Genomic DNA, 18,294 nt, shown 5'->3' with positions numbered 1-18,294 from the left:
AGACGGGCCCAGGGTCAGAGACGAGGGCGGGGCCTGGTACGGGGCAGGGATCCGCGCCGAGGACCGAGTCCGGGGCGGAGTCGGGGTCCGGGGCGCGGCCCGGGACAGGGCCGGGGTCCGCGCCGAGGACTGAGTCCGAGACGGGCCCAGGGTCAGAGTCAGGGTCCGAGACGGGAGCGGGGTCCGCGCCAAGGACTGAGTCCGGGGCGGAGTCGGGGTGCGGGCCCGGGGCGCTGCCCGAGACTCGGCCAGGGGCAGAGTCCGGGGCGAGGACGGGGCCCGAGACAGGGTCGGGGTCCGCGCCGAAGCCTGAGTCGAGGGCGGGGCCGGGGTCCGGGGCGGGACCCGAGACGCAGGCTGGGACGGGGGGCGGGGCGGGGTCGTCGGGGAGGTGGTCGCCGGGTCTGGCGTTTGGGTTCTGCTCCAGCTCACCAGGGCGCACTGCTCGTCTCCCGTGCCCTTTCCCGTGTCCTTGACGTGCGTCCAGCCTGGCGGGAGCGGGGAGGGCGGGCGACTGCTGTGGACCGAGCGGATGATCGGGTGTGACGTATGCCACTAGGCGGCCTGTCGCGGGGGGCCGGGAAACACTCAGGGCCGGAATCCATTTACTGGATTCCGGCCCTGAGCCTTCAGTAGCGGGGACAGGATTTGAACCTGCGACCTCTGGGTTATGAGCCCAGCGAGCTACCGAGCTGCTCCACCCCGCGTCGTTGTGTCTCAAGAGTACCCCATGGCCAGACCACAAAGCACACGGGTTTCCCCGAGGGTGCCGCTCAGGGCAGCAGGTGGGCGTTCGGCTGCTTCGCCAGGGCCTCGTACTCCGGCAGCACCACGGCCGCCACGCCCGCGCTCAGCAGCGCCCCGGTCCCGTCGGCCGCCGTCACGAAGGTGTCCGGCTCCCGCCAGGCCGTGACCACTCGCCGTACGCCCGCCCGCAGGATCAGTTCGGCGCAGGGGGCGGGGCGGGAGGCGCGGCGGGTACAGGGCTCCAGGCTGCTGTAGACGGTGGCGCCGGGCAGGCGCGGGTCGGCGGGGTCGATCTTCGCGAGGGCCGCCTCCTCCGCGTGCACCACGGAGTCGCCGCCCTCGCGGGAGTAGCCGCGGGCCAGCTCCGTGCCGTCGGCCGCGACCACCACGGCACCGACGCTGAACGCGGTCTGCGAGGGCGGGCACAGGGCGGCCAGTTCGCAGGCGGTGCGCAGCCAGTGGCGGTCGGCGGCGGCGGGGGCCGGGCCGGTGCCGGGGGCGGTGGGCTCGTAGCGCATGAGGACGACGTCCTCGATCCGGCGGGTCTCGGTGAGGCGGAGCCGGCCGCCCTGGTACGACCCCGGGCCGAACAGGCGCGGGGCCGCCGGGGCGCCCACGAACAGCGGGGCGAGGACCAGCTGGAGTTCGTCGGCGAGGCCCTGCTGGAGGAGCTGGGTGTGGACGGTTCCGCCGCCCTCGACCATCAGGCGCCGTACCCCGCGCACGTCGTGCAGGTGCTCCAGAAGGGCGCGCCAGTCGAGGTCGGGGCCGAGGGAGACCACGTCGGCGGTCCGGCCGAGGGCGCCGGAGGCCGGTTCGGCGCCCTCGTCCGTCGTGTAGACGAGTTTCTCGCCACCCGTGTGCCAGAAGTTCGCGGCCGGGTCGAGGTCGCCGGTGGCGGTGACGGTGACCTTCAGGGGGTATTCGGGCCGGCCGTCGGCGACGCGGGCCGCCCTTCGTTCGGGTGAGTTCACCAGCAGGCGCGGGTTGTCGGCGCGGATGGTGCCGGCGCCGATCAGGATGGCGTCGACCGAGGCCCGTACCTCGTCGACCCGGTCGAAGTCGGCCGGGCTGGAGAGGAGGAGCCGGTCGGGGCCGGTGTCGTCCAGGTAGCCGTCGAGGGAGACGGCGGCGGACAGCAGGACGTACGGGTACGGCATCGGCGCGGTCTCCCTGGCGAGCGGTCACGGCTGTTGGTGAAGCGGTCGGGACTGGCGTTCTTGGTTCAAGTTTGAAACAAACCTACACTGGTGGCATGACGACCCGCTGGCTCACCCCCGAGGAGCAGCGCGCCTGGCGCGCCTACATCGCCGCCTCCCAGCTTCTGGAGGACGCGATCGACCGGCAGCTCCAGCAGGAGGCCGGCATGCCCCACCTGTTCTACTCCGTGCTGGCCAACCTCTCCGACGCACCCGACCGGCGCCTGCGCATGACGGATCTCGCCGAGACGCTGAAGATCACGCGCAGCAGGCTGACGTACGCGGTGACCAGGCTGGAGCGGGACGGGATGGTGCGGCGGGAGAACTGCCGCTGGGACAAGCGCAGCAGTCTCGCGGTGCTGACGGACGCGGGGATGGCCGTGCTGGAACGTACGGCGCCCGGGCATGTCGAGACGGTCCGCGCGACCCTGTTCGACCGGCTCACGCCGGAGCAGGTGGGGCAGCTGGAGGAGATCTGTACGGGGATCACGCGCGGACTGCAGGGCGACGACACCGAGGCCGGAGCGGGTGACGTCCCGTGGCGGCGGCGTTCGTCCTGCTCCTCGTCCCGGCCGGCCGATTCCTCGTCCCAGCCTGCCGACTCCTCGTCCGAGTCTGCCGACTCCTCGACCGAGTCCGCCGACTCGTGAGTCACACGCGAGAGCAATTGCTTTAACTTTTAAGCATGAGGTAGGGTCCCTACGTCCGTCTGCTTCAAATATGAAGCAAGCCCACCCGGAGGGACCCGCATGCCCGACACCCCCGCCGCCACGCCGCGCTCCCGCGTCCGGGTACCGCTGCACTTCCACGACGGCTACCGCGTCGACGCCGAACTCGTCACCTTCCACGGACTGGCCGACGGCCAGGAGCACGTGGCCGTGGTCCTCGGCGACCCCGGCCCCGTCCCACTGGTCCGGCTGCACTCCGAGTGCCTGACCGGAGACGTCTTCGGCTCCGCCCGCTGCGACTGCGGTCCCCAGCTGCGCGAGGCGGTGGAGCGGATCGCCGAGCGCGGGGGCGTCCTGCTCTACCTTCGCCAGGAGGGGCGCGGCATCGGGCTGTACAACAAGCTCGACGCCTACGCCCTCCAGGACCAGGGCCTCGACACGTACGAGGCGAATGCCGCGCTCGGGCTCCCGGAGGACGCTCGCGACTACACGGCCGCCGCGCAGATGCTGGGTGCCCTCGGCATCGGGGAGCTGGATCTTCTCTCCAACAACCCTGACAAGGCGGAGCAGTTGCGCTCGCTCGGTGTCGTCGTGCGGGATCGGGTGCCGACCGGTGTCTTCACCACGGCGCACAACGTCCGCTACCTGCGCGCGAAGGTTTTGCAGACCCAGCACACGCTGCCGCTGGGGGAGCTTACGGAGCTGAACGCGGGCTGAGCTTGGCGTTCTGAGGTGCGCTGCGCTTCGGGCACCGTCCCAGGGGGCTCCGCCCCCTGGACCCCCGGCCTATGCCCACCCACCACCCGACTCGGTAGGCGGAAAAGTGGCCGCCACCTCTCGACTCGGTAGGCCGAGAACGCGCTCAGCCCCGCCGCCCGCCCGGCAGCCGCAGCGCCGGCAGGATCGCCAGGCCCAGCAAGACCGCCGCGATCGCGTACGTCGTCCGGAAGCCTGCCGGAGTCGTGCCCGCCGCGCCCAGTGCCACCGACAGGACCGCCGTTCCGACGGACGCGCCCAGTTGGGAGTTGATGCTCAGCGCGGTGCTGGCCGCGGCGACGCGGTCGGTGGGCAGGTTGCGGGTCGCGGTTGTCATCGTCGGCATCAGGACCATGCCGGCGCCGACGCCCATGACCATGCCCGGTAGGACGACCCGCCACATGGGCACCCCGCTCTCCCCGGCCTGGAGCGCCACCAGTGCCATCCCCAGGGCGCCCACCGCGATCCCGGCCGGGATCAGCCGGCGCGGTGAGACCCGGTCGATCCGCCGGGCCGCGATCTGCATCGTCACCCCGACGGCCAGCCCGACCGGGGCGCCCAGCAGCCCGGCGCCGGTCGCGCTGACCCCCCGTTCCTGCTGCCAGTACAGCGGCCCGAGCAGCATCGACCCGAAGTAACCGCAGGTGAACAGGGCGAGCGTGGCGATACCGGCGGCGAAGGTGCGGTCGCCCAGCAGCCGCAGGTCCAGCAGCGGATCGCGGACGGTGAGGGCCCGTCGTACGAAGGCGGCGGTGAGGGCGGCACCGGCGAGCACGGGCAGGAGCGCACCCGGTGCCGTGAAGTCGCCGCGCTCGCCGCCCCGGGCCAGGCCGTACAGGAGCAGGGCGAGACCCGGCGAGAGCATCAGCAGGCCGGGGACGTCCAGGCGGGGCGCCGCGGCGGTACGGGCCTCGGGCGCGTCCCCGGGCAGCAGCCGTGCCGCGAGGGTCAGCGCGAGCGCGCCCACGGGCAGGTTGACCAGGAAGATCCAGTGCCAGGACGCGGAGTCGACCAGCCAGCCGCCGAGCAGCGGCCCGGCGACCGGGCCGACCAGGATGGGCAGCCCGAGCAGGGCCATCGCGCGGCCGAGCCGGGCCCGGTCGGCGATCCGCATCACCATCGCCATGCCGACCGGCATCAGCAGCCCACCGCCCAGCCCCTGCACCGCGCGGAAGGCGATCAGGCTGCCCGCGTCCCAGGCGCACGCGGCGAGCAGCGAGCCCAGCGTGAACAGGGTGAGCGCGGTCAGATAGGTGCGCTTGGCGCCGATCCGCCCCATCGCCCAGGCGGCGGTCGGAATCACCGCGGCGAGCGCGAGCGTGTACGCGGTGGCGGTCCACTGGATGGTCTCCAGCGGGGCCCCGAAGGACTCCGAGAGGCGGCGCAGCGCGACGTTGACGATGGTCATGTCGAGCACGGACATCACGGAGGCGATGACGGTGACGGCGACGACGCGGTAGAGCGCGGCGGATGCGTCCGGTGCGGGCCGGGCGGCCCCGGCGGCGGCCGCCTCGGCGGTCTCGGTCCTGTTCATGTCCCCCACCCCGCGCTCAGCCCGCGTACGGCCGCTCGGCGCGGGCGGCCCGCAGGGCCCGTCCCCACCAGGCGAGTTGGCCGAGCATGCCCTTGGCGGCACCGGCGCAGACGGCCGCGTCGCGCGGCGCGCCGTCCTCCCCGAGGCCCGACCACGGCCCGTGCAGGCTGACCGAGTCGCGCACGGTCACCGCGTGCAGCTCGGCGAAGACCAGCCGAAGCTGCTCGACCGCGCGCAGACCGCCGCCGAGACCGCCGTACGACACGAAGCCGACCGGCTTGGCCTGCCACTGGGCGTGGTGCCAGTCGACGAAGTTCTTCAGGGACGCCGGGAAGCTGTGGTTGTACTCCGGCGTGACGACGACGAACGCGTCGGCGGCGGCGAGCCGCGGCGAGACGTCCTTCAGCGCGGCGACGGCCTCGGGGCTCGGCGTGCCGCCCCAGCCGGGCAGCACCAGCGGCAGGTCCACCTCCGCGAGGTCGATGACGTCGAGGTCCAGGCCCTCGTCGGCAGCGGCGGTGCCGAGGAACCAGTCGGCGACGGCCCGGCCCTGCCTGCCCTCGCGGACGCTGCCGACGATCACGGCGACGCGGAGCGGGACTTCATCGGTCACGGATCGCGGAACTTCATTGGTCACGGCTGCGGACACAGGGATCCCCCAGTTCAGGCTCACGGCAGGACGGCCGCCCGATGCGGCCGCGCCGACCTCCCCAGCAAAGTACAACGAACGTTGTAGAAATTACAACGCTCGTTGTAATCCAGGTAGAGTGCAGGCGGAGGAGGGAGTGGGAGTGGACGAAAGCAACGAATCCCGGCTGGCCCGGGCGCAGCGCGAGGTGTCACCGCGCAAGCTGGAGAAGCAGATCGCCCTCGCGAGCGCGTCCTGCACGCTCTTCGGCCGCGAGGGCTACACCCGCGCCTCGGTCGACGCGCTGGCCGCCGAGGCCGGCGTCTCCACGCGCACGCTCTACAACCACTTCCCCGGCGGCAAGGCGCAGCTCTTCCAGACGGTGGTGACATGGACGTCGAGCGAGGTCCGGGACGCCCAACTGGCCCGTCTGCGCGCGACGCTGGACCCGGAGCGCCCCCCGCGGCCCGACACCCTGGAACGCGACCTGGTCGCCCTCGCCCGCGCCTTCGTCGGGCTCATGAGCGACTACCCGAACCACTTCGCCCTGGTCCGCCACATCCACGCCGAGGCCGACCACGTACCGCCGGAGGTCCTGAAGGCCTGGCACGAGGCGGGCCCGCAACCGGTCGGCCGCGCGCTCGCGGAGGCGATGGCCCACCTCGCCGAGGCCGGCCTGCTCGACGTACACGGCGACCCCGCCCTGACGGCCGCCCACTTCACGGCCCTGACCTCGCACACCATCGTCCAGTCCACCCACTACGGCGTCCTGCCCCTGCCCCCGAAGGAGACGGACCGCCTGATCACGGGCGGGGTGGCGGCGTTCCTGCGGGCGTACGGCGTCCGGTGAGGGCCCTCAGTCCCACCCGTTGAACATCAGCTCGCCGAGCGTCCGGGGCCGCCAGTACCGGACCTGCCGGTACGACGGGCCCGGCGGCGAAGGCCACGACCGGCAGGGTGCCGTGCGCCAGGACGGCGGTGCCGCCGATGTCCACGGCGTGGTAGCTCGCGGCCACGCCGGTGTCGAGAGCCCGGACCCTGAGCCGGGCCGTGCGCGCCGCCGCATGGCAGGCCCACTGAAAGGATGCCAAGTCGGGCTCGGGAAGCGGGACTTCACCGGCGGCCCGGAATCCGGTGGTCCCGCGCTCGGCGCGTATCACCCGGCACGCTCCACGAAGCCCGCCACCACGCGCCGCACCTTCGCGGCCGCGTCGGCGTTCCTCGGCCTCATCGCGGTGTTGGCGGCGCTGAGGACGGCATCGATCTGGAAAGCGGCCAGCTCGTCGTCCAGTTCAACGGTTTCCCAAGCTCGACGGCCTGCCGCAGTGGTCGAGGGGCGGGGTCGCCCACCAAGTGGCGCGGGTTCTGTGAGCCGTACGGCCGCTCACGCATCGCTCGCCTGACGCGGACGGCCGCCGTCGCGGTCATGCCGTCGCCGGGATGCCGAGTTCGGCGAGCAGGCCGCGTACCCGCATCTCGATGGCGTCCCGGATCGGGCGGACGGCTTCGACGCCCTGGCCCGCCGGGTCGGCCAGCTGCCAGTCCAGGTACCGCTTGCCGGGGAAGACCGGGCAGGCGTCCCCGCAGCCCATCGTGATCACCACGTCCGAGGACCGCACCGCCTCGGTGGTGAGGACCTTCGGCGTCTCGGCGGAGATGTCGACGCCCACCTCCGCCATGGCCTCGACCACGGCCGGATTGACCGTGTCGGCGGGGGCGGAGCCGGCCGAGCGGACCTCGACGCGGCCGCCGCCGAGGTGGGTGAGGAAGGCGGCGCCCATCTGGGAGCGGCCGGCGTTGTGGACGCAGACGAACAGCACGGAGGGACGCGGGGCGGGAGTGCTCATGGGGAAGTCTTTCCAGGAAGGGCGGGTCAGGGGGAGGCCGGTTCGGGTGCACCGTGCGGGGCGACGACCTTGCTGCCGGCCGGGGTGGGACGCCCGTGGATCGCGATGACGGCGCCCAGCCCGAGTGCGGCTCCGGCCAGCTGTGCTGCGAGGAACGGGGCGACGGAGGCGGGGGCGATCCCGGCGAACGTGTCGGTGAAGGCCCGTCCGATGGTCACCGCCGGGTTCGCGAACGAGGTGGAGGAGGTGAACCAGTAGGCGGCCCCGATGTACGAGGCCACGGCCGCCGGCGCGAGGGACGCACGGCCGACGCGGTCGAGCCCGAAGACCAGCAGGATCAGGCCGGCCGTGGCGACCACCTCACCGAGCCACAGGTGCGCGGCGGACCGGTCGTGCGTGGACCACTCGACCAGGGGCCTGGCGAACATCGCGTCGGCCAGGATCGCCCCGCTGATCGCCCCGGCGATCTGGGCGGGAACGTACGCCGCCGCCTCCCTCAAGGTGAGGCCATCGGGGGTGCGGCGGCCGGTGAACCAGGCGGCCAGGGTGACGGCGGGGTTGAAGTGCGCGCCGGAGACCGGCCCGAGGACCAGGATCAGGACGCCGAGGCCGAAGACGGTGGCGAGGGAGTTGGCGAGGAGTTGCACGCCTACGTCGTGAGACAACTCGGTTGCCTGGATGCCGGAGCCCACGACGACCGCGACCAGCAGCCCGGTGCCGACGGCTTCGGCGGCGAGCCGTCGGCCCAGCGGCGCGGTCACGCGACGGCTCCCGCGGTCTGCGAAGTGGTGAGGAACGCGGCGAGCCGGTCCAGGACGCCGGGCAGCACCCAGTAGTAGACCCAGGTGCCGCGGCGCTCGCAGTCGATGAGGCCGGCCTGCCGCAGGAGCTTGAGGTGGTGGGAGATCGTCGGCTGGGACAGGTCGAACGCGGGCGTCATCTCGCACACGCACACCTCGCCGCCCTCACGGGAGGCGATCATCGACAGCAGCCGCAGCCTGACCGGGTCCCCGAGGGCCTTGAACACCTTCGCCAGCTCTGCGGCCCGCTCATCACCCAGCGGCGCGACTGCGAGTCCGCCACAGCAGCCGTCGCCGTCCTGGCCGAGCACCTCAAGCTCTTGTTTCGACATTCCTCTATGTTGACGTTTTTCGATCCAAGGCGCAACCTTGCATCAACGAACGTCAATACAGACTGTTCCAGGGCACCGCCATGCCCCGTCACCCAGGCCACCCAGGCCACCCAGGAGTGAAGTCATGCACGAGCAGTCCACCGACCTACGCGAAACCGTCCGTCGACGCTACGCCGCGGCGGCCCTGAAGGTCACCGAGGGCGGCACCGCCTGTTGCGGGCCGCAGCCGGTCGAGGTCGACGAGAACTTCGGCTCCACCCTCTACGGCGCCGACGAGCGCGACGCCCTGCCCGCGGAGGCCGTTGCCGCCTCCCTCGGTTGCGGCAACCCCACCGCCGTCGCCGAACTCCGCGAGGGCGAACGCGTCCTGGACCTCGGCTCCGGCGGCGGCATCGACGTCCTGCTCTCCGCCCGCCGCGTCGGCCCCACCGGCAGGGCGTACGGACTGGACATGACCGAGGAGATGCTCGCCCTCGCCCTGGCCAACGCCGCGCAAGCGGGCGCGACGAACGTGGAGTTCCTCAAGGGCACCATCGAGGCCATCCCCCTGCCCGCGAACACGATCGATGTCGTGATCTCCAACTGCGTGATCAACCTGTCCGTCGACAAGGCCGCCGTGTTCGCCGAGACGTTCCGCGTCCTGAAGCCCGGCGGCCGGCTCGGCGTCTCGGACGTCGTCGCCGACGACTCCCTCACACCTGAGCAGCGGGCCGAGCGCGGTGACTACGCCGGCTGCATCGCCGGCGCGCTGTCCTTCGCCGAATACCGCCAGGGCCTGGAGACCGCCGGCTTCACCGACATCGAGATCACCCCGACCCACCGGGTCGCGGACGGGATGCACTCGGCGATCGTCCGGGCCGTCAAGCAGGCGATGGCCGACGCAATCGACGCACCCCGCACCGTCACCGAGGCCGAGGCGGCATCGGGGTGCGGCTGCAGCGGCTGAGCACGCATCGATCGTCACGTAGTTGCGCATCTACCCCTCGACGAACGTGACGGTCTCGGCAAGCGGCGCCCGGCCGGTACGGGCGTAACCCACCGTGACGTCCTCGAATCCGATCGACATTCCGCAGAACAGGACGAGCTCGTCCGGAGGTGACAGGACCTCCGCGACCGTCTGGCGATACACCGACCACGCCATCTGCGGGCAACTGTGCAGCCCTTCGGCGCGCAGCAGCAGCATGACGGTCTGCAGATACATGCCGATGTCGGACCATTGAGGTCGGCCCATGTCGCGGTCGATGTAGCAGAACAGGGCGGCGGGCGCGCCGAAGCAGTCCCAGTTCGCGGCAGCGGCCCGCTGGCGCGCCTCCCAGTCGTCGCGCTCAATACCAAGTGCGCTGTAGCGCTCATGGCCGAAGGCGGATCGGCGCTCATGGTACGGAGACTTCAGTGCGGGCGGGTACATCTCGTACTCCCGCTCGTCCCAGGGGTCGGCTGCCACCACGCGCTCGCCGGCGCGCCTCTTGAGCTCGGCCAGCGGCCCGCCTGTCACCACGTAGGCGCGCCACGGCTGAAGGTTCGATCCGGACGGCGCCCAAGCCGCGGCGGACAGCACCCGCTCCAATACCTGCCGCGGGACGGGCCGGTCGGTGAACCCACGGACCGCCCGTCGACTCGTGACCGCCTCATAGACATCCAAGATCGTCTACCTCCCTCATGCGCTCCACCTGTCCACTCATGCGAGACGCAGGAGGCGGGGCTGTCAGGAGAGCCAGTCGGTGTAACGGGTGGCGGCGAGGTGGGCGTCCTTGTCGGTGAGGACGTCGCCCTTGACGACGGCGAACATGCCGGCGGTGGGGTCGGTCACGACGGTGCGGTTGTCGCCCTTGTGGGACAGGGTGATCCGGCCCAGCTCGTCCAGGGTGAAGATCTCGGGGCCGGCGATGTTGCGGATGCCGTTCAGCGGGGCGCCCGCGGCGACCTCCGCCACCGCGGCGGCCACGTCTTCGGAGGCAATGGGCTGGATGGGCGTGGCGGGCAGCCGGACGGTCTGGGCGTCAGCGGTCCAGGACAGGACCGCGTCCATGAAGTCCATGAACTGCGTGGCCCGCACGATCGAGTACGGGATCGGCCCGGCCGCGAGGATCTTCTCCTGGAGCGCCTTGGCGCGGTAGTAGTCCAGCTCCGGCACCTGGTCCACGCCGACGATCGAGAGGATGACGAAGTGGCCGACGCCGCCCTTCCGGGCCGCGGCCAGAAGGTTGTCCATCGAGGTCTGGAAGAAGGCCAGGGAGGCTTCGTCGAAGGTCGGGGAGTTCGTCAGGTTGACGACGACGTCGGCTCCTGCCACCGCCTCGTCCAGTCCCTGGCCGCTGATGATGTCGACGCCGGTGGACTTCGAGTGCGGTACCGCCTCGTGTCCGGCGGCGTTCAGGTTCTTGACGACCTGCGACCCGATCAGTCCGGTGCCGCCCATGACTGCGATCTTCATACCATGCCCTTTCGTCGGGATTACGTGCGCAATGTGGCATATACAACGCTATGTGGGTGCGGCATGAAACCGCTCGTTGATCGACCAAGGAGGGAGGGCGTCAGAGCCCGTCGACGAACGTGACCGTCTCGTCGAGCGGCGCCCGGCCTGTACGGGCGTCACCTGCTGTGACGTCTTCGAATCCGATCGACATGCCGCAGAAGAGGACGAGCCCGTCCGGGGGAGACAGGACCTCCGCGACGGTCTTGTGGTACTTCGCCCAGGCCATCTGCGTGCAGCTGTGCAGCCCTTCGGCGCGGAGCAGCAGCATGACGGTCTGCAGGTACATGCCGGTGTCGGACCATTGGGGTCGACCCATGTCGCGGTCGATGTAGCAGAACAGGGCGGCGGGCGCGCCGAAGCAGTCCCAGTTCGCGGCAGCGGCCCGCTGGCGCGCCTCCAGGTCCCCACGCGCGATGCCGAGTGCACCGTAGCGCTGCTCGCCGAAGGCGGATCGGCGCTCGCGGTACGGAGACTTCAGTTCGGGCGGATACATCTCGTACTCCGGCGCGTCCCAGGGGTCGCCCGAGGCCAGGCGCTCGCCGGCACGCTTCTTGAGTTCGGCCAGCGGTGCGCCGGTCAGCAGGTAGGTGTGCCACGGCTGGAGGTTCGATCCGGACGGCGCCCAAGCCGCGGCGGACAGCACGCGCTCCAGCGTCTCCCTCGGGACAGGTCGGTCGGTGAATCGACGCACCGCTCGTCGGCTCGTGACCGCCTCGTAGACGTCCATGATCACCCGCCTCCATCTGCTCGTCGGGCTCACCTTCACCACACTCAAGACAGTATCACTCAATACCGTATCGAGTGAAACTATCTTGGGGCATGAATCCGCGCGGGTGAAGAGCACGCACGCCACCGGCCAGGCATGCGGCACGGCAGCCGTGCGGACGACTCGATCCGTCGACAGCGAAGCCTGACCGGCCGCCCGTCACCGCGTAGCGACGACGGCCGCAGCTCTCAAGGCCGGAGGTTCACCGCGGAGGCCGCACGGGACGAAGCGCGCCGTCGCGGCGGGCGACCGGTGCGTGGGCGGGCTTACGCCTCGTCGTCCGCGGGATGAGCAAACCGGGTCAGCAGGGCCGTCAGCTGCTCGGACTCGCCGGGTCCCAGTTCGGCGACCAGCTGCTCGGCCAGCGGCCCCGCAGCCACATGGGCCGCGTCGAAGAGTTCGAGTCCCTGGGGCGTGATCTCCACCGCTCGCACTCGCCGGTCCCCCGGAACGGCCTTGCGCACCGCCAGGCCCTTCCGCTCCAGGTCGTCCACGACCCGCATGATTCCCGCCTTGTCCGACCCCGTCGCCGCCACCAGGTCCCGCTGCACCGTGGGCCCGTGATTGACCAGCTCGATCAGCACCGCGAAATGCCGCAACTCCACGCCGAGCGGACGAAGCACCTCCCCCATCGCCGCGGCCGCGCGCCAGTGCGCCCGGCGCAGCAGCAAGCCAAGAGCGAAAGGCGAGGCATCCCCGGGGCGGTCGGTCGCACGCGAGGCGGTGGTGTGGCGAGGAACGTCGGCGGCCATGAACCCAGAATACGTCATTCGATACGGTATCGTTTGAAACTAAATCGGGTACGTCTGCTACGGCCCTGTCGCCGCATCGGTGAAGGGCGCTGTGACGCGCCGAGAGACGTGAGCGCCGCGGTCCGTCGCTTCAGGGAAGGAACTTGACCTCCGGGAAGGCCGCACTCGGACCGTCCAGCAGGCGCTCCCGGCGGTGCCGCAGATGCAGGTCGAAGAACGCGAGCGGGTACGCCTGCTGGATCCGTACCGCCCGGGCCGGATCCAGGGTGCCGATCCAGCCCTGGAGGTCCGCGTCGCTCATCCCGACGGCTTGGGCCAGCTGCGGGATCAGAAACTGGACGTCGCAGTACGACGAGTGCACCGCACCCTCCGCCTGGACATTGAGCCGCCATCCCCGCAGACGCGACCAGAACTCGGCCACGCTCGGCTGCGTGGCCCGGGGGAACTCGGCGGTCATCAGCATGAACGGCCGGTCCAGGTCGGTGCTGATCGTCGGTTGCATCGGGCCGTCGAAGCTCAGCCCGGCCCGGACGCGCTGGTCCTCGCTCATCACAAAGGCCGTCGCCGACGCGCCTTTCGACCAGCCGAACATGCCGATGCGACGCGGGTCGAGTGCGCACAGCAGACCGGCCGGCAGCGGCCGCTGGTCGGCGTCGGGGTTGCGCCCGGCGGCCAGTTCCTCGATGCGGTCGAGCACGAACCGGAGGTCCGTGGCGAAGTCCCGCGGCCCCAAGGCCGGTTGGTCGAGCGGCACCGTGAGCCGGCCGTCGGGGAACTCGCTGAACGCGTCGTACGTGTGATCCACCGTGATCACCACGTACCCGTGACTGGCAAGCTCCTGAACCACGATGGTGGTGTCCGCCCGGTGATCGTGCGCGCCGTGCGAGAACACGACGACGGGCAGTCGTCCGCCGGTTCGCCGCACCGGAGCACCCTCGTGGCCGGCCGTGAGAGGCGCCGGCGCGACATCGGCCGGAAAGCCCGCCGCCGTGAGGAGCGCCCGCGCCACGGCGGGGGACGTCCAGCGCGCCAGTGGATACCGCTCGACAGCCCGGGCGGGGTACCAGACGCCGGCCATCAGCTCACGGTGATGCCCCGGGCCCGCCACGGGATCCGGACGTGAACGGTCGACGAGGTGCAGGGGCACCGTCCCCACCGGGTACGGTCCGGTGGGCGCGGGCAGGGTGAGCCGCACCGGGCCCGGGGCGGTCGAAGCCGCCCGCGCCGGGCGTGCGACGCCGATCGGTAAGGCGGCCCCGGTTGCCAGCGCGGCTCCGAGCACGCGACGGCGCGTCATTCCTTCTCGGTTCATGAACGGTGTGGTTGTCACGGACTCTCCCGGGGTCGGGTGCGGCCTTCACGCGGCACGGACATGAGGTGGGCGAGTACGGCCAGCACGCGGCGGTTGTCGTCGTCGGAGGGGGTGAGGTCCAGCTTCGTGAAGATGCTGGTGCTGTGCTTGGACACGGCCTTCTCGCTGATGAAGAGCCGGTTCGCGATGGCGCTGTTGGAGCGTCCCTCGGCCATGAGTTCGAGCACCTGGCGCTCCCGCTCGGTGAGCCGGGAGAGGCGCTCGTGTTCGCCGCGGCTGCGGCGGCCGAGCAGCTTGGTGACCACTTCGGGGTCCATGACCGTGCCGCCCGCGGCGACCGTACGGATCACGTCGACGAACTGGTCGTCGCTGAACACGCGGTCCTTGAGCAGGTAGCCGACCCCGCCCGCCTGGTCGGCGAGCAGTTCCTGGGCGTAGATCTGCTCGACGTACTGAGAGAGCAGCAGGATCGGCAGCCCGGGTATCCGTTCCCGGGCGGCGAGTGCCGCACGGAGCCCGTCGTCGGTGTGGGTGGGCGGCAGCCTGATGTCCACGATCGCGAGGTCCGGCCGGAATTCCAGCAGCGCGTCGAGCAGGCCCGGCGCGCTGTCGGTGGCCGCCGCGATCTCGAACCCGCGCGCCTTGAGAAGCCGGACCAGTCCCTCCCGGAGCAGGAAGAGATCTTCCGCGACGACTACCCGCACGGTACCTCCATGACCACGATCGTCGGCCCGCCGGACGGGCTGCTGACCGCGAGGATGCCGTCGAAGGCCGCGAGCCGTCGCTCCACCCCCGCCAGCCCCGTGCCCTGGGCCGGGTCCGCGCCGCCCACCCCGTCGTCGACCACCTCGATGCGCAGCAGTCCGCCCGCCTGGGCCATCCGGATCTGGAGGCCGTGCGCCGAGGCGTGCCGGACGGCGTTGGTGACCACCTCGGCGACGGCGAAGTAGCAGGCCGATTCCAGCGGAGCGGCGAGCCGTTCGGGCAGATCGATCTCGGTCTCACAGGGCAGGGGCAGGTCCAGTGCCAGCGCCCGGACCGCCTCCCCCAGGCCCCGGTCGGCCAGCATCGGCGGGTGCATCCCCCTGATCAGGCCGCGCAGTTCCTCCAGCGCCGCCGACGAGGCGACGCGGGCCTCCACGACCAGCGCGGCGGCTTCGTGCGGGCTGCTGTGGATCATCTCCTCGGCCACCCTGAGGTTCATCCCGATCGCGACCAGCCGTCCCTGCGCGCCGTCGTGCAGGTCGCGCTCGATCCTGCGCAGCTCCGCGGCCGCGGAGCTGACCGCGTCGGCCCGCGTCTCGGTCAGCTCCCGCACCCGCCGGGTCAGCGCCGGATCCGGCTCCCGCCCCAACAGCCGCCTGGCATCCGGCAGTACGGTCAGTGTCAGCAGCCAGAGTCCGAGGGCCAGCACCACTGCCCCCTGGATGCCACCGAGGACCGACGCATGGTGTGCCAGCCCCTTGGGGAGCGACGGCGCCGACCCCTGCGGGGAGCCGATCTTGTGCACCACCACGTACTGCCCGAACCCGCTCTGGGCGACGTCGTACGCCCCGATCCCGACCAGCCCCAGGGCCGCCAGGTCCGCCGCCGCCCGCGGCCAGCGCGCCAGCCCGGCCACGACGGCCGCCAGCAGCACCAGCCCCACCAGATGGCCCGCCACCGACGGCCCGATCCCGATGCCCGGCGGCGGGGACTGCCACAGATCGAGGCCGAACAGGTCACCGGTCATCACCACGACGGCGGGCAGCAGCAGGGCCCAGCGCGCCGACCTGGGCGCGTCGGCTCCGGCCAGACGCGCGGGTCTGCCGGTCGCCGGCCAGAGCAGAGCGGCACCGGCGAGGGCGGCAATCACCGGCACGCTCACACCGCCCACCAGGACGTTCAGCGGTGTCCGGCCCGAAACGGCAGCGGAATGCGTGAGCCAGTACGTCGCTTCCAGCAGTTCGCCGGTCACCGCCGCGACCACGGGCAGCACCCACCGCCGGGGCGCGGGCGCCGAGGTGAGCAGCGCGGTGGCGAGCAGGCCGGCCGTCAGCAGCGCCGCCGGGAGCAGCCCGCCGGGCTCCAGATCCGGCATGGTCACGACGTAGCCGGGCGGTACAGCGGAGTTGTGCAGGGCGGCCAGCAGGGCCGGCACGCTGCCGTACGCGGCCGTACCCACCAGTCCCGCCACGACCGGCCAGCCGATCCGCCCGGCCGGTCGCGCGGTACGCGCCGGTCGGTCCCGCGCCAGCTCCGCCCTGAAGGCCAGCGCGGCGCAGACCGCGGTCAACGCCGCCAGCACGCCCGCCGGCCAGGGCGTCACGCCCGCCGGAAACGGCCACATATCCGTCCCCCGTCTCGTCTTCCAGGCCACGCGCTGCGGCCTGGAGATCATGCTGCTGCGAGGGGTCCGGAAAGCACCATGGGCCGAGACCTACTTCTGAGGTGGGCAAACACCTACCTGGACCTGCTAGAGCGGCCCCAGGATCTCCTGGGACTCGATGAGCCCCTGCTCGCTGGGGGCCTCGCCGTCGCCGAAGACACGGGTGGCCTGCCGGGCCCGGAATTCGAGATGTGCTTCGGCGGGCTTGGCGTAGCCGTAGCGGGCGCGGGCTTCCGCCGGGGTCAGTACTTCCTCGTTGCGGGGAGGTATGCCGAGCTTCATCGGCGCGATCACCGGAACCGTGGAGGGTGAGAGCCGTGCCAGCAGGCGCAGTTCGGCCTTGGGGTTGAGGTGGACGAGTGCGAAGGCCGTCTTCATGACGGGCACGATGAGGGTGTCGAGGAGGCGCGACTGCCGGATCCCGGCCATCTCGCGCATCCAGCGCGGCATGGTGGCGAGCGTGGCGATCCGCTGCGCCCGCGCGACAACCAGGCTCGCCGGCTTGGCCCAGCGCGGCGTCGGCGGCAGTACGAGCTCGCTCCTGAGCAGGTGGTTCATGGCCTGCCGGGCGATCGGGCTGGCGGACAAGTGCGGGCGCATGCGTGCGAAGTACGCCCGGACGCCGTCACGGCTGCGGGGGATGTCCTTGGGGGAGCAGGTCTGCAGTTCCGCGGCGATGGCGCATGCCTCCCAGTACTCCTGCTCCTCCTGCGCGGTGAGCTTCCCGGGCCCGTACTTCTCGTAGGCGTAGAGGATCGAGTGCCAGCCGGTGAGCTGGATCCACAGCTGCGAGGCGGGGTCGTTGGCGTCGTAGGTCCCACCGCCGTAGGGAAGCCGGCCGATCGCCTTGGAATGGACCTTGACCAGGACGTCCGCGGCTTTGCACACCTCCCGTGAACCGGCGAAGGCCACCATCGCGAAGTAGCGCAGGGTCCGGTCGTAGCGGGTGCGGGAGCGCCGGTAGATGCCCTGGGTTCCGTGGACGGCGGCCACCAGCGGCGGGTCGAGTTCCTCCACCACCACGGACCGCTGGAAACCCACCGTCGGCGCCGTCGGATAACTCCAGACCTTCCACACCACCGAGCCCGGGCCGAAGAAGCCGTAGTCCTCGTGCGGTTCGACCTCGTCACGCTTCAGCTTCGCCATGGAGCCGCTCCCTGTGCGTCCGCGGCGTGCGCCGCCCTCATTTACGACACTGCTGTCTTAAATTAAGACACGCCTGTCGTAAACTGCCAAGGTGTCAGCGTCCACAGCTTCGGAAGACAGGCCACGCAAGCGGCGCCCCTACGCCCCACGCGTCCCCCTCGCGCAACGCCGCGCGCAACTGCTCGACGCGGCCCTCGCCGTAATCGTGAGCGACGGCTACGACCGGGTCTCCATCGATGCCATCGCGAAGAGGGCCGATGTCGCCCGGTCGGTGGTCTACGGCGCCTTCGAGAACCTCGACGCCCTGCTGAGCGCCCTGCTCGACCGGCAGCAGGCACGCGCCTTCGCACGACTGCTTGAGACGTTTCCCGGCACCGCGGACCTGCGCGACCCCGCCGCGTTCGTCTCCGAAACCGTGCGCCGGATGTCCGCCATGCTCCACGAGGACCCGGATACGTGGCGGCTGATCCTGCTGCCCCCCGGCAACATGCCCACGGTCGTCCGCGACCGCATCGAGGCGGACCGGGAGCGGTTCCGGCTCCGGGTCGAGGCATGGCTGTCGCTCGTCCTGGCCGACCGGAGTGATCCGCGGCTCGACCCGCAAGTCCTCGCCCACGCACTCGTCGCCTGCGCGGAACACTTCGGCCGCCTCGCCCTCACCGAGCCCGGCAAGTTCGACCCGCCACGGCTGATCGGCCAGGTACAGGTGATCCTCGGCGCCCTCTGGCCGCGGACGCGTTGACGGCAGGTCAGCGGAGAGCGGCAGCCTCGGCGACAGCCTCCACCCGGAAACGAGACAGCGCCCGAGCCGACCGAAGCCGACCCAGGCGCTGCGTAGCAGGTCAGAGGGGGTCTCCCCTCCCCCGCAGCCGTAGGCCCTGTGGGACTCGAACCCACAACCAATGGATTAAAAGTCCACTGCTCTGCCAATTGAGCTAAGGGCCCAGGCGATGTTGCCTGTCC

The 18,294-nt window shown here is 71.4% G+C and carries 20 protein-coding genes and 2 tRNA genes; 5 read left to right on the top strand and 17 right to left on the bottom strand.

Annotated features, from left to right (window positions below; all coding sequences use genetic code 11):
- Positions 1-633: 633 nt before the first annotated feature.
- Positions 634-707: transfer RNA gene (locus BEK98_RS25065), tRNA-Met, on the bottom strand.
- Between the two features lie 66 nt (positions 708-773).
- Positions 774-1,907 carry a dihydrofolate reductase family protein gene (locus BEK98_RS25060; protein ID WP_094218881.1) on the bottom strand — a complete coding sequence of 378 codons (1,134 nt, stop codon included), beginning with the start codon at positions 1,905-1,907 and terminating at the stop codon, positions 774-776.
- A 95-nt stretch (positions 1,908-2,002) separates the two neighbouring features.
- Here BEK98_RS25060 and BEK98_RS25055 point away from each other — a divergent pair, with 95 nt between their 5' ends.
- Positions 2,003-2,596, top strand: coding sequence for a MarR family winged helix-turn-helix transcriptional regulator (locus tag BEK98_RS25055; RefSeq protein WP_244201964.1), 594 nt, complete (start codon positions 2,003-2,005; stop codon positions 2,594-2,596).
- A gap of 99 nt (positions 2,597-2,695) precedes the next feature.
- Positions 2,696-3,331, top strand: coding sequence for a GTP cyclohydrolase II (locus tag BEK98_RS25050; protein ID WP_094218880.1), 636 nt, complete (start codon positions 2,696-2,698; stop codon positions 3,329-3,331).
- A gap of 145 nt (positions 3,332-3,476) precedes the next feature.
- On the opposite strand, the gene BEK98_RS25045 is transcribed toward BEK98_RS25050, so the two are convergent.
- Together BEK98_RS25045 and BEK98_RS25040 are read right to left on the bottom strand one after the other, a co-directional pair.
- Positions 3,477-4,904, bottom strand: coding sequence for a DHA2 family efflux MFS transporter permease subunit (locus BEK98_RS25045; RefSeq protein WP_094218879.1), 1,428 nt, complete (start codon positions 4,902-4,904; stop codon positions 3,477-3,479).
- Between the two features lie 16 nt (positions 4,905-4,920).
- Entirely contained in the window at positions 4,921-5,517 is a 597-nt protein-coding gene (locus tag BEK98_RS25040) for an NADPH-dependent FMN reductase (protein ID WP_208643213.1), read from the bottom strand.
- Positions 5,518-5,695: 178 nt separating this feature from the next.
- On the opposite strand from BEK98_RS25040, the gene BEK98_RS25035 reads away from it, so the two are divergent.
- On the top strand, positions 5,696-6,382 hold the full coding sequence (locus BEK98_RS25035; RefSeq protein WP_094218878.1) for a TetR/AcrR family transcriptional regulator: 687 nt from the start codon (positions 5,696-5,698) through the stop codon (positions 6,380-6,382).
- Here BEK98_RS25035 and BEK98_RS25030 read toward each other — a convergent pair.
- The 4 genes from BEK98_RS25030 to BEK98_RS25015 all read right to left on the bottom strand — a co-directional run bounded on the left by BEK98_RS25030 (position 6,336) and on the right by BEK98_RS25015 (position 8,511).
- Entirely contained in the window at positions 6,336-6,692 is a 357-nt protein-coding gene (locus tag BEK98_RS25030; protein WP_094218877.1) for a hypothetical protein, read from the bottom strand. The two genes, BEK98_RS25035 and BEK98_RS25030, sit on opposite strands and share 47 nt — an antisense overlap.
- Before the next feature lie 264 nt (positions 6,693-6,956).
- Positions 6,957-7,379 (bottom strand): arsenate reductase ArsC, encoded by a 423-nt coding sequence (locus BEK98_RS25025; protein ID WP_094218876.1) that lies wholly within the window; start codon positions 7,377-7,379, stop codon positions 6,957-6,959.
- Between the two features lie 26 nt (positions 7,380-7,405).
- Positions 7,406-8,140 carry an aquaporin gene (locus BEK98_RS25020; protein WP_167444256.1) on the bottom strand — a complete coding sequence of 245 codons (735 nt, stop codon included), beginning with the start codon at positions 8,138-8,140 and terminating at the stop codon, positions 7,406-7,408.
- A complete protein-coding gene (locus BEK98_RS25015) occupies positions 8,137-8,511 on the bottom strand; it encodes an ArsR/SmtB family transcription factor (RefSeq protein ID WP_208643212.1) in 375 nt (124 codons plus the stop codon). The genes BEK98_RS25020 and BEK98_RS25015 overlap by 4 nt, the downstream gene beginning before the upstream one ends.
- Positions 8,512-8,635: 124 nt before the next feature.
- Here BEK98_RS25015 and arsM point away from each other — a divergent pair, with 124 nt between their 5' ends.
- Positions 8,636-9,457 (top strand): arsenite methyltransferase, encoded by an 822-nt coding sequence (gene arsM / locus BEK98_RS25010; RefSeq protein ID WP_094218874.1) that lies wholly within the window; start codon positions 8,636-8,638, stop codon positions 9,455-9,457.
- 30 nt (positions 9,458-9,487) lie between these two features.
- Here the strand turns inward: arsM and BEK98_RS25005 are convergent, their stop codons facing one another.
- The 8 genes from BEK98_RS25005 to BEK98_RS24970 form a co-directional block, all read right to left on the bottom strand.
- Positions 9,488-10,153 (bottom strand): nitroreductase, encoded by a 666-nt coding sequence (locus tag BEK98_RS25005; RefSeq protein WP_094218873.1) that lies wholly within the window; start codon positions 10,151-10,153, stop codon positions 9,488-9,490.
- A gap of 63 nt (positions 10,154-10,216) precedes the next feature.
- Complete coding sequence (locus BEK98_RS25000; RefSeq protein ID WP_094218872.1) at positions 10,217-10,945, bottom strand: SDR family oxidoreductase; 729 nt, start codon at positions 10,943-10,945, stop codon at positions 10,217-10,219.
- Between the two features lie 100 nt (positions 10,946-11,045).
- Positions 11,046-11,714, bottom strand: coding sequence for a nitroreductase (locus BEK98_RS24995; RefSeq protein ID WP_094218919.1), 669 nt, complete (start codon positions 11,712-11,714; stop codon positions 11,046-11,048).
- Between the two features lie 305 nt (positions 11,715-12,019).
- Positions 12,020-12,505 (bottom strand): MarR family winged helix-turn-helix transcriptional regulator, encoded by a 486-nt coding sequence (locus BEK98_RS24990; protein ID WP_094218918.1) that lies wholly within the window; start codon positions 12,503-12,505, stop codon positions 12,020-12,022.
- Between the two features lie 130 nt (positions 12,506-12,635).
- The gene (locus BEK98_RS24985) at positions 12,636-13,802 is read right to left on the bottom strand and encodes an alpha/beta hydrolase family protein (RefSeq protein ID WP_244201963.1); all 1,167 of its coding nucleotides are present in this window, start codon (positions 13,800-13,802) and stop codon (positions 12,636-12,638) included.
- A gap of 29 nt (positions 13,803-13,831) precedes the next feature.
- A complete protein-coding gene (locus tag BEK98_RS24980) occupies positions 13,832-14,521 on the bottom strand; it encodes a LuxR C-terminal-related transcriptional regulator (protein ID WP_094218870.1) in 690 nt (229 codons plus the stop codon).
- Positions 14,512-16,125 (bottom strand): sensor histidine kinase, encoded by a 1,614-nt coding sequence (locus BEK98_RS50115; protein ID WP_244201962.1) that lies wholly within the window; start codon positions 16,123-16,125, stop codon positions 14,512-14,514. Before BEK98_RS50115 ends, BEK98_RS24980 begins: the two co-directional genes overlap by 10 nt.
- A gap of 147 nt (positions 16,126-16,272) precedes the next feature.
- On the bottom strand, positions 16,273-17,331 hold the full coding sequence (locus BEK98_RS24970) for an oxygenase MpaB family protein (protein WP_094218869.1): 1,059 nt from the start codon (positions 17,329-17,331) through the stop codon (positions 16,273-16,275).
- Between the two features lie 91 nt (positions 17,332-17,422).
- On the opposite strand from BEK98_RS24970, the gene BEK98_RS24965 reads away from it, so the two are divergent.
- Entirely contained in the window at positions 17,423-18,073 is a 651-nt protein-coding gene (locus tag BEK98_RS24965; protein WP_094218868.1) for a TetR/AcrR family transcriptional regulator, read from the top strand.
- A gap of 130 nt (positions 18,074-18,203) precedes the next feature.
- Here BEK98_RS24965 and BEK98_RS24960 read toward each other — a convergent pair.
- A tRNA-Lys gene (locus tag BEK98_RS24960) sits at positions 18,204-18,276 on the bottom strand.
- Between the last annotated feature and the right edge of the window lie 18 nt (positions 18,277-18,294).

The organism is Streptomyces diastatochromogenes, assembly GCF_002242805.1.
In the GTDB taxonomy this organism is placed as follows: Bacteria; Actinomycetota; Actinomycetes; order Streptomycetales; family Streptomycetaceae; genus Streptomyces; species Streptomyces diastatochromogenes.
The sequence above is the reverse complement of the archived record's forward strand: the minus strand, read 5'-3'. Positions and strand labels throughout refer to the sequence as shown.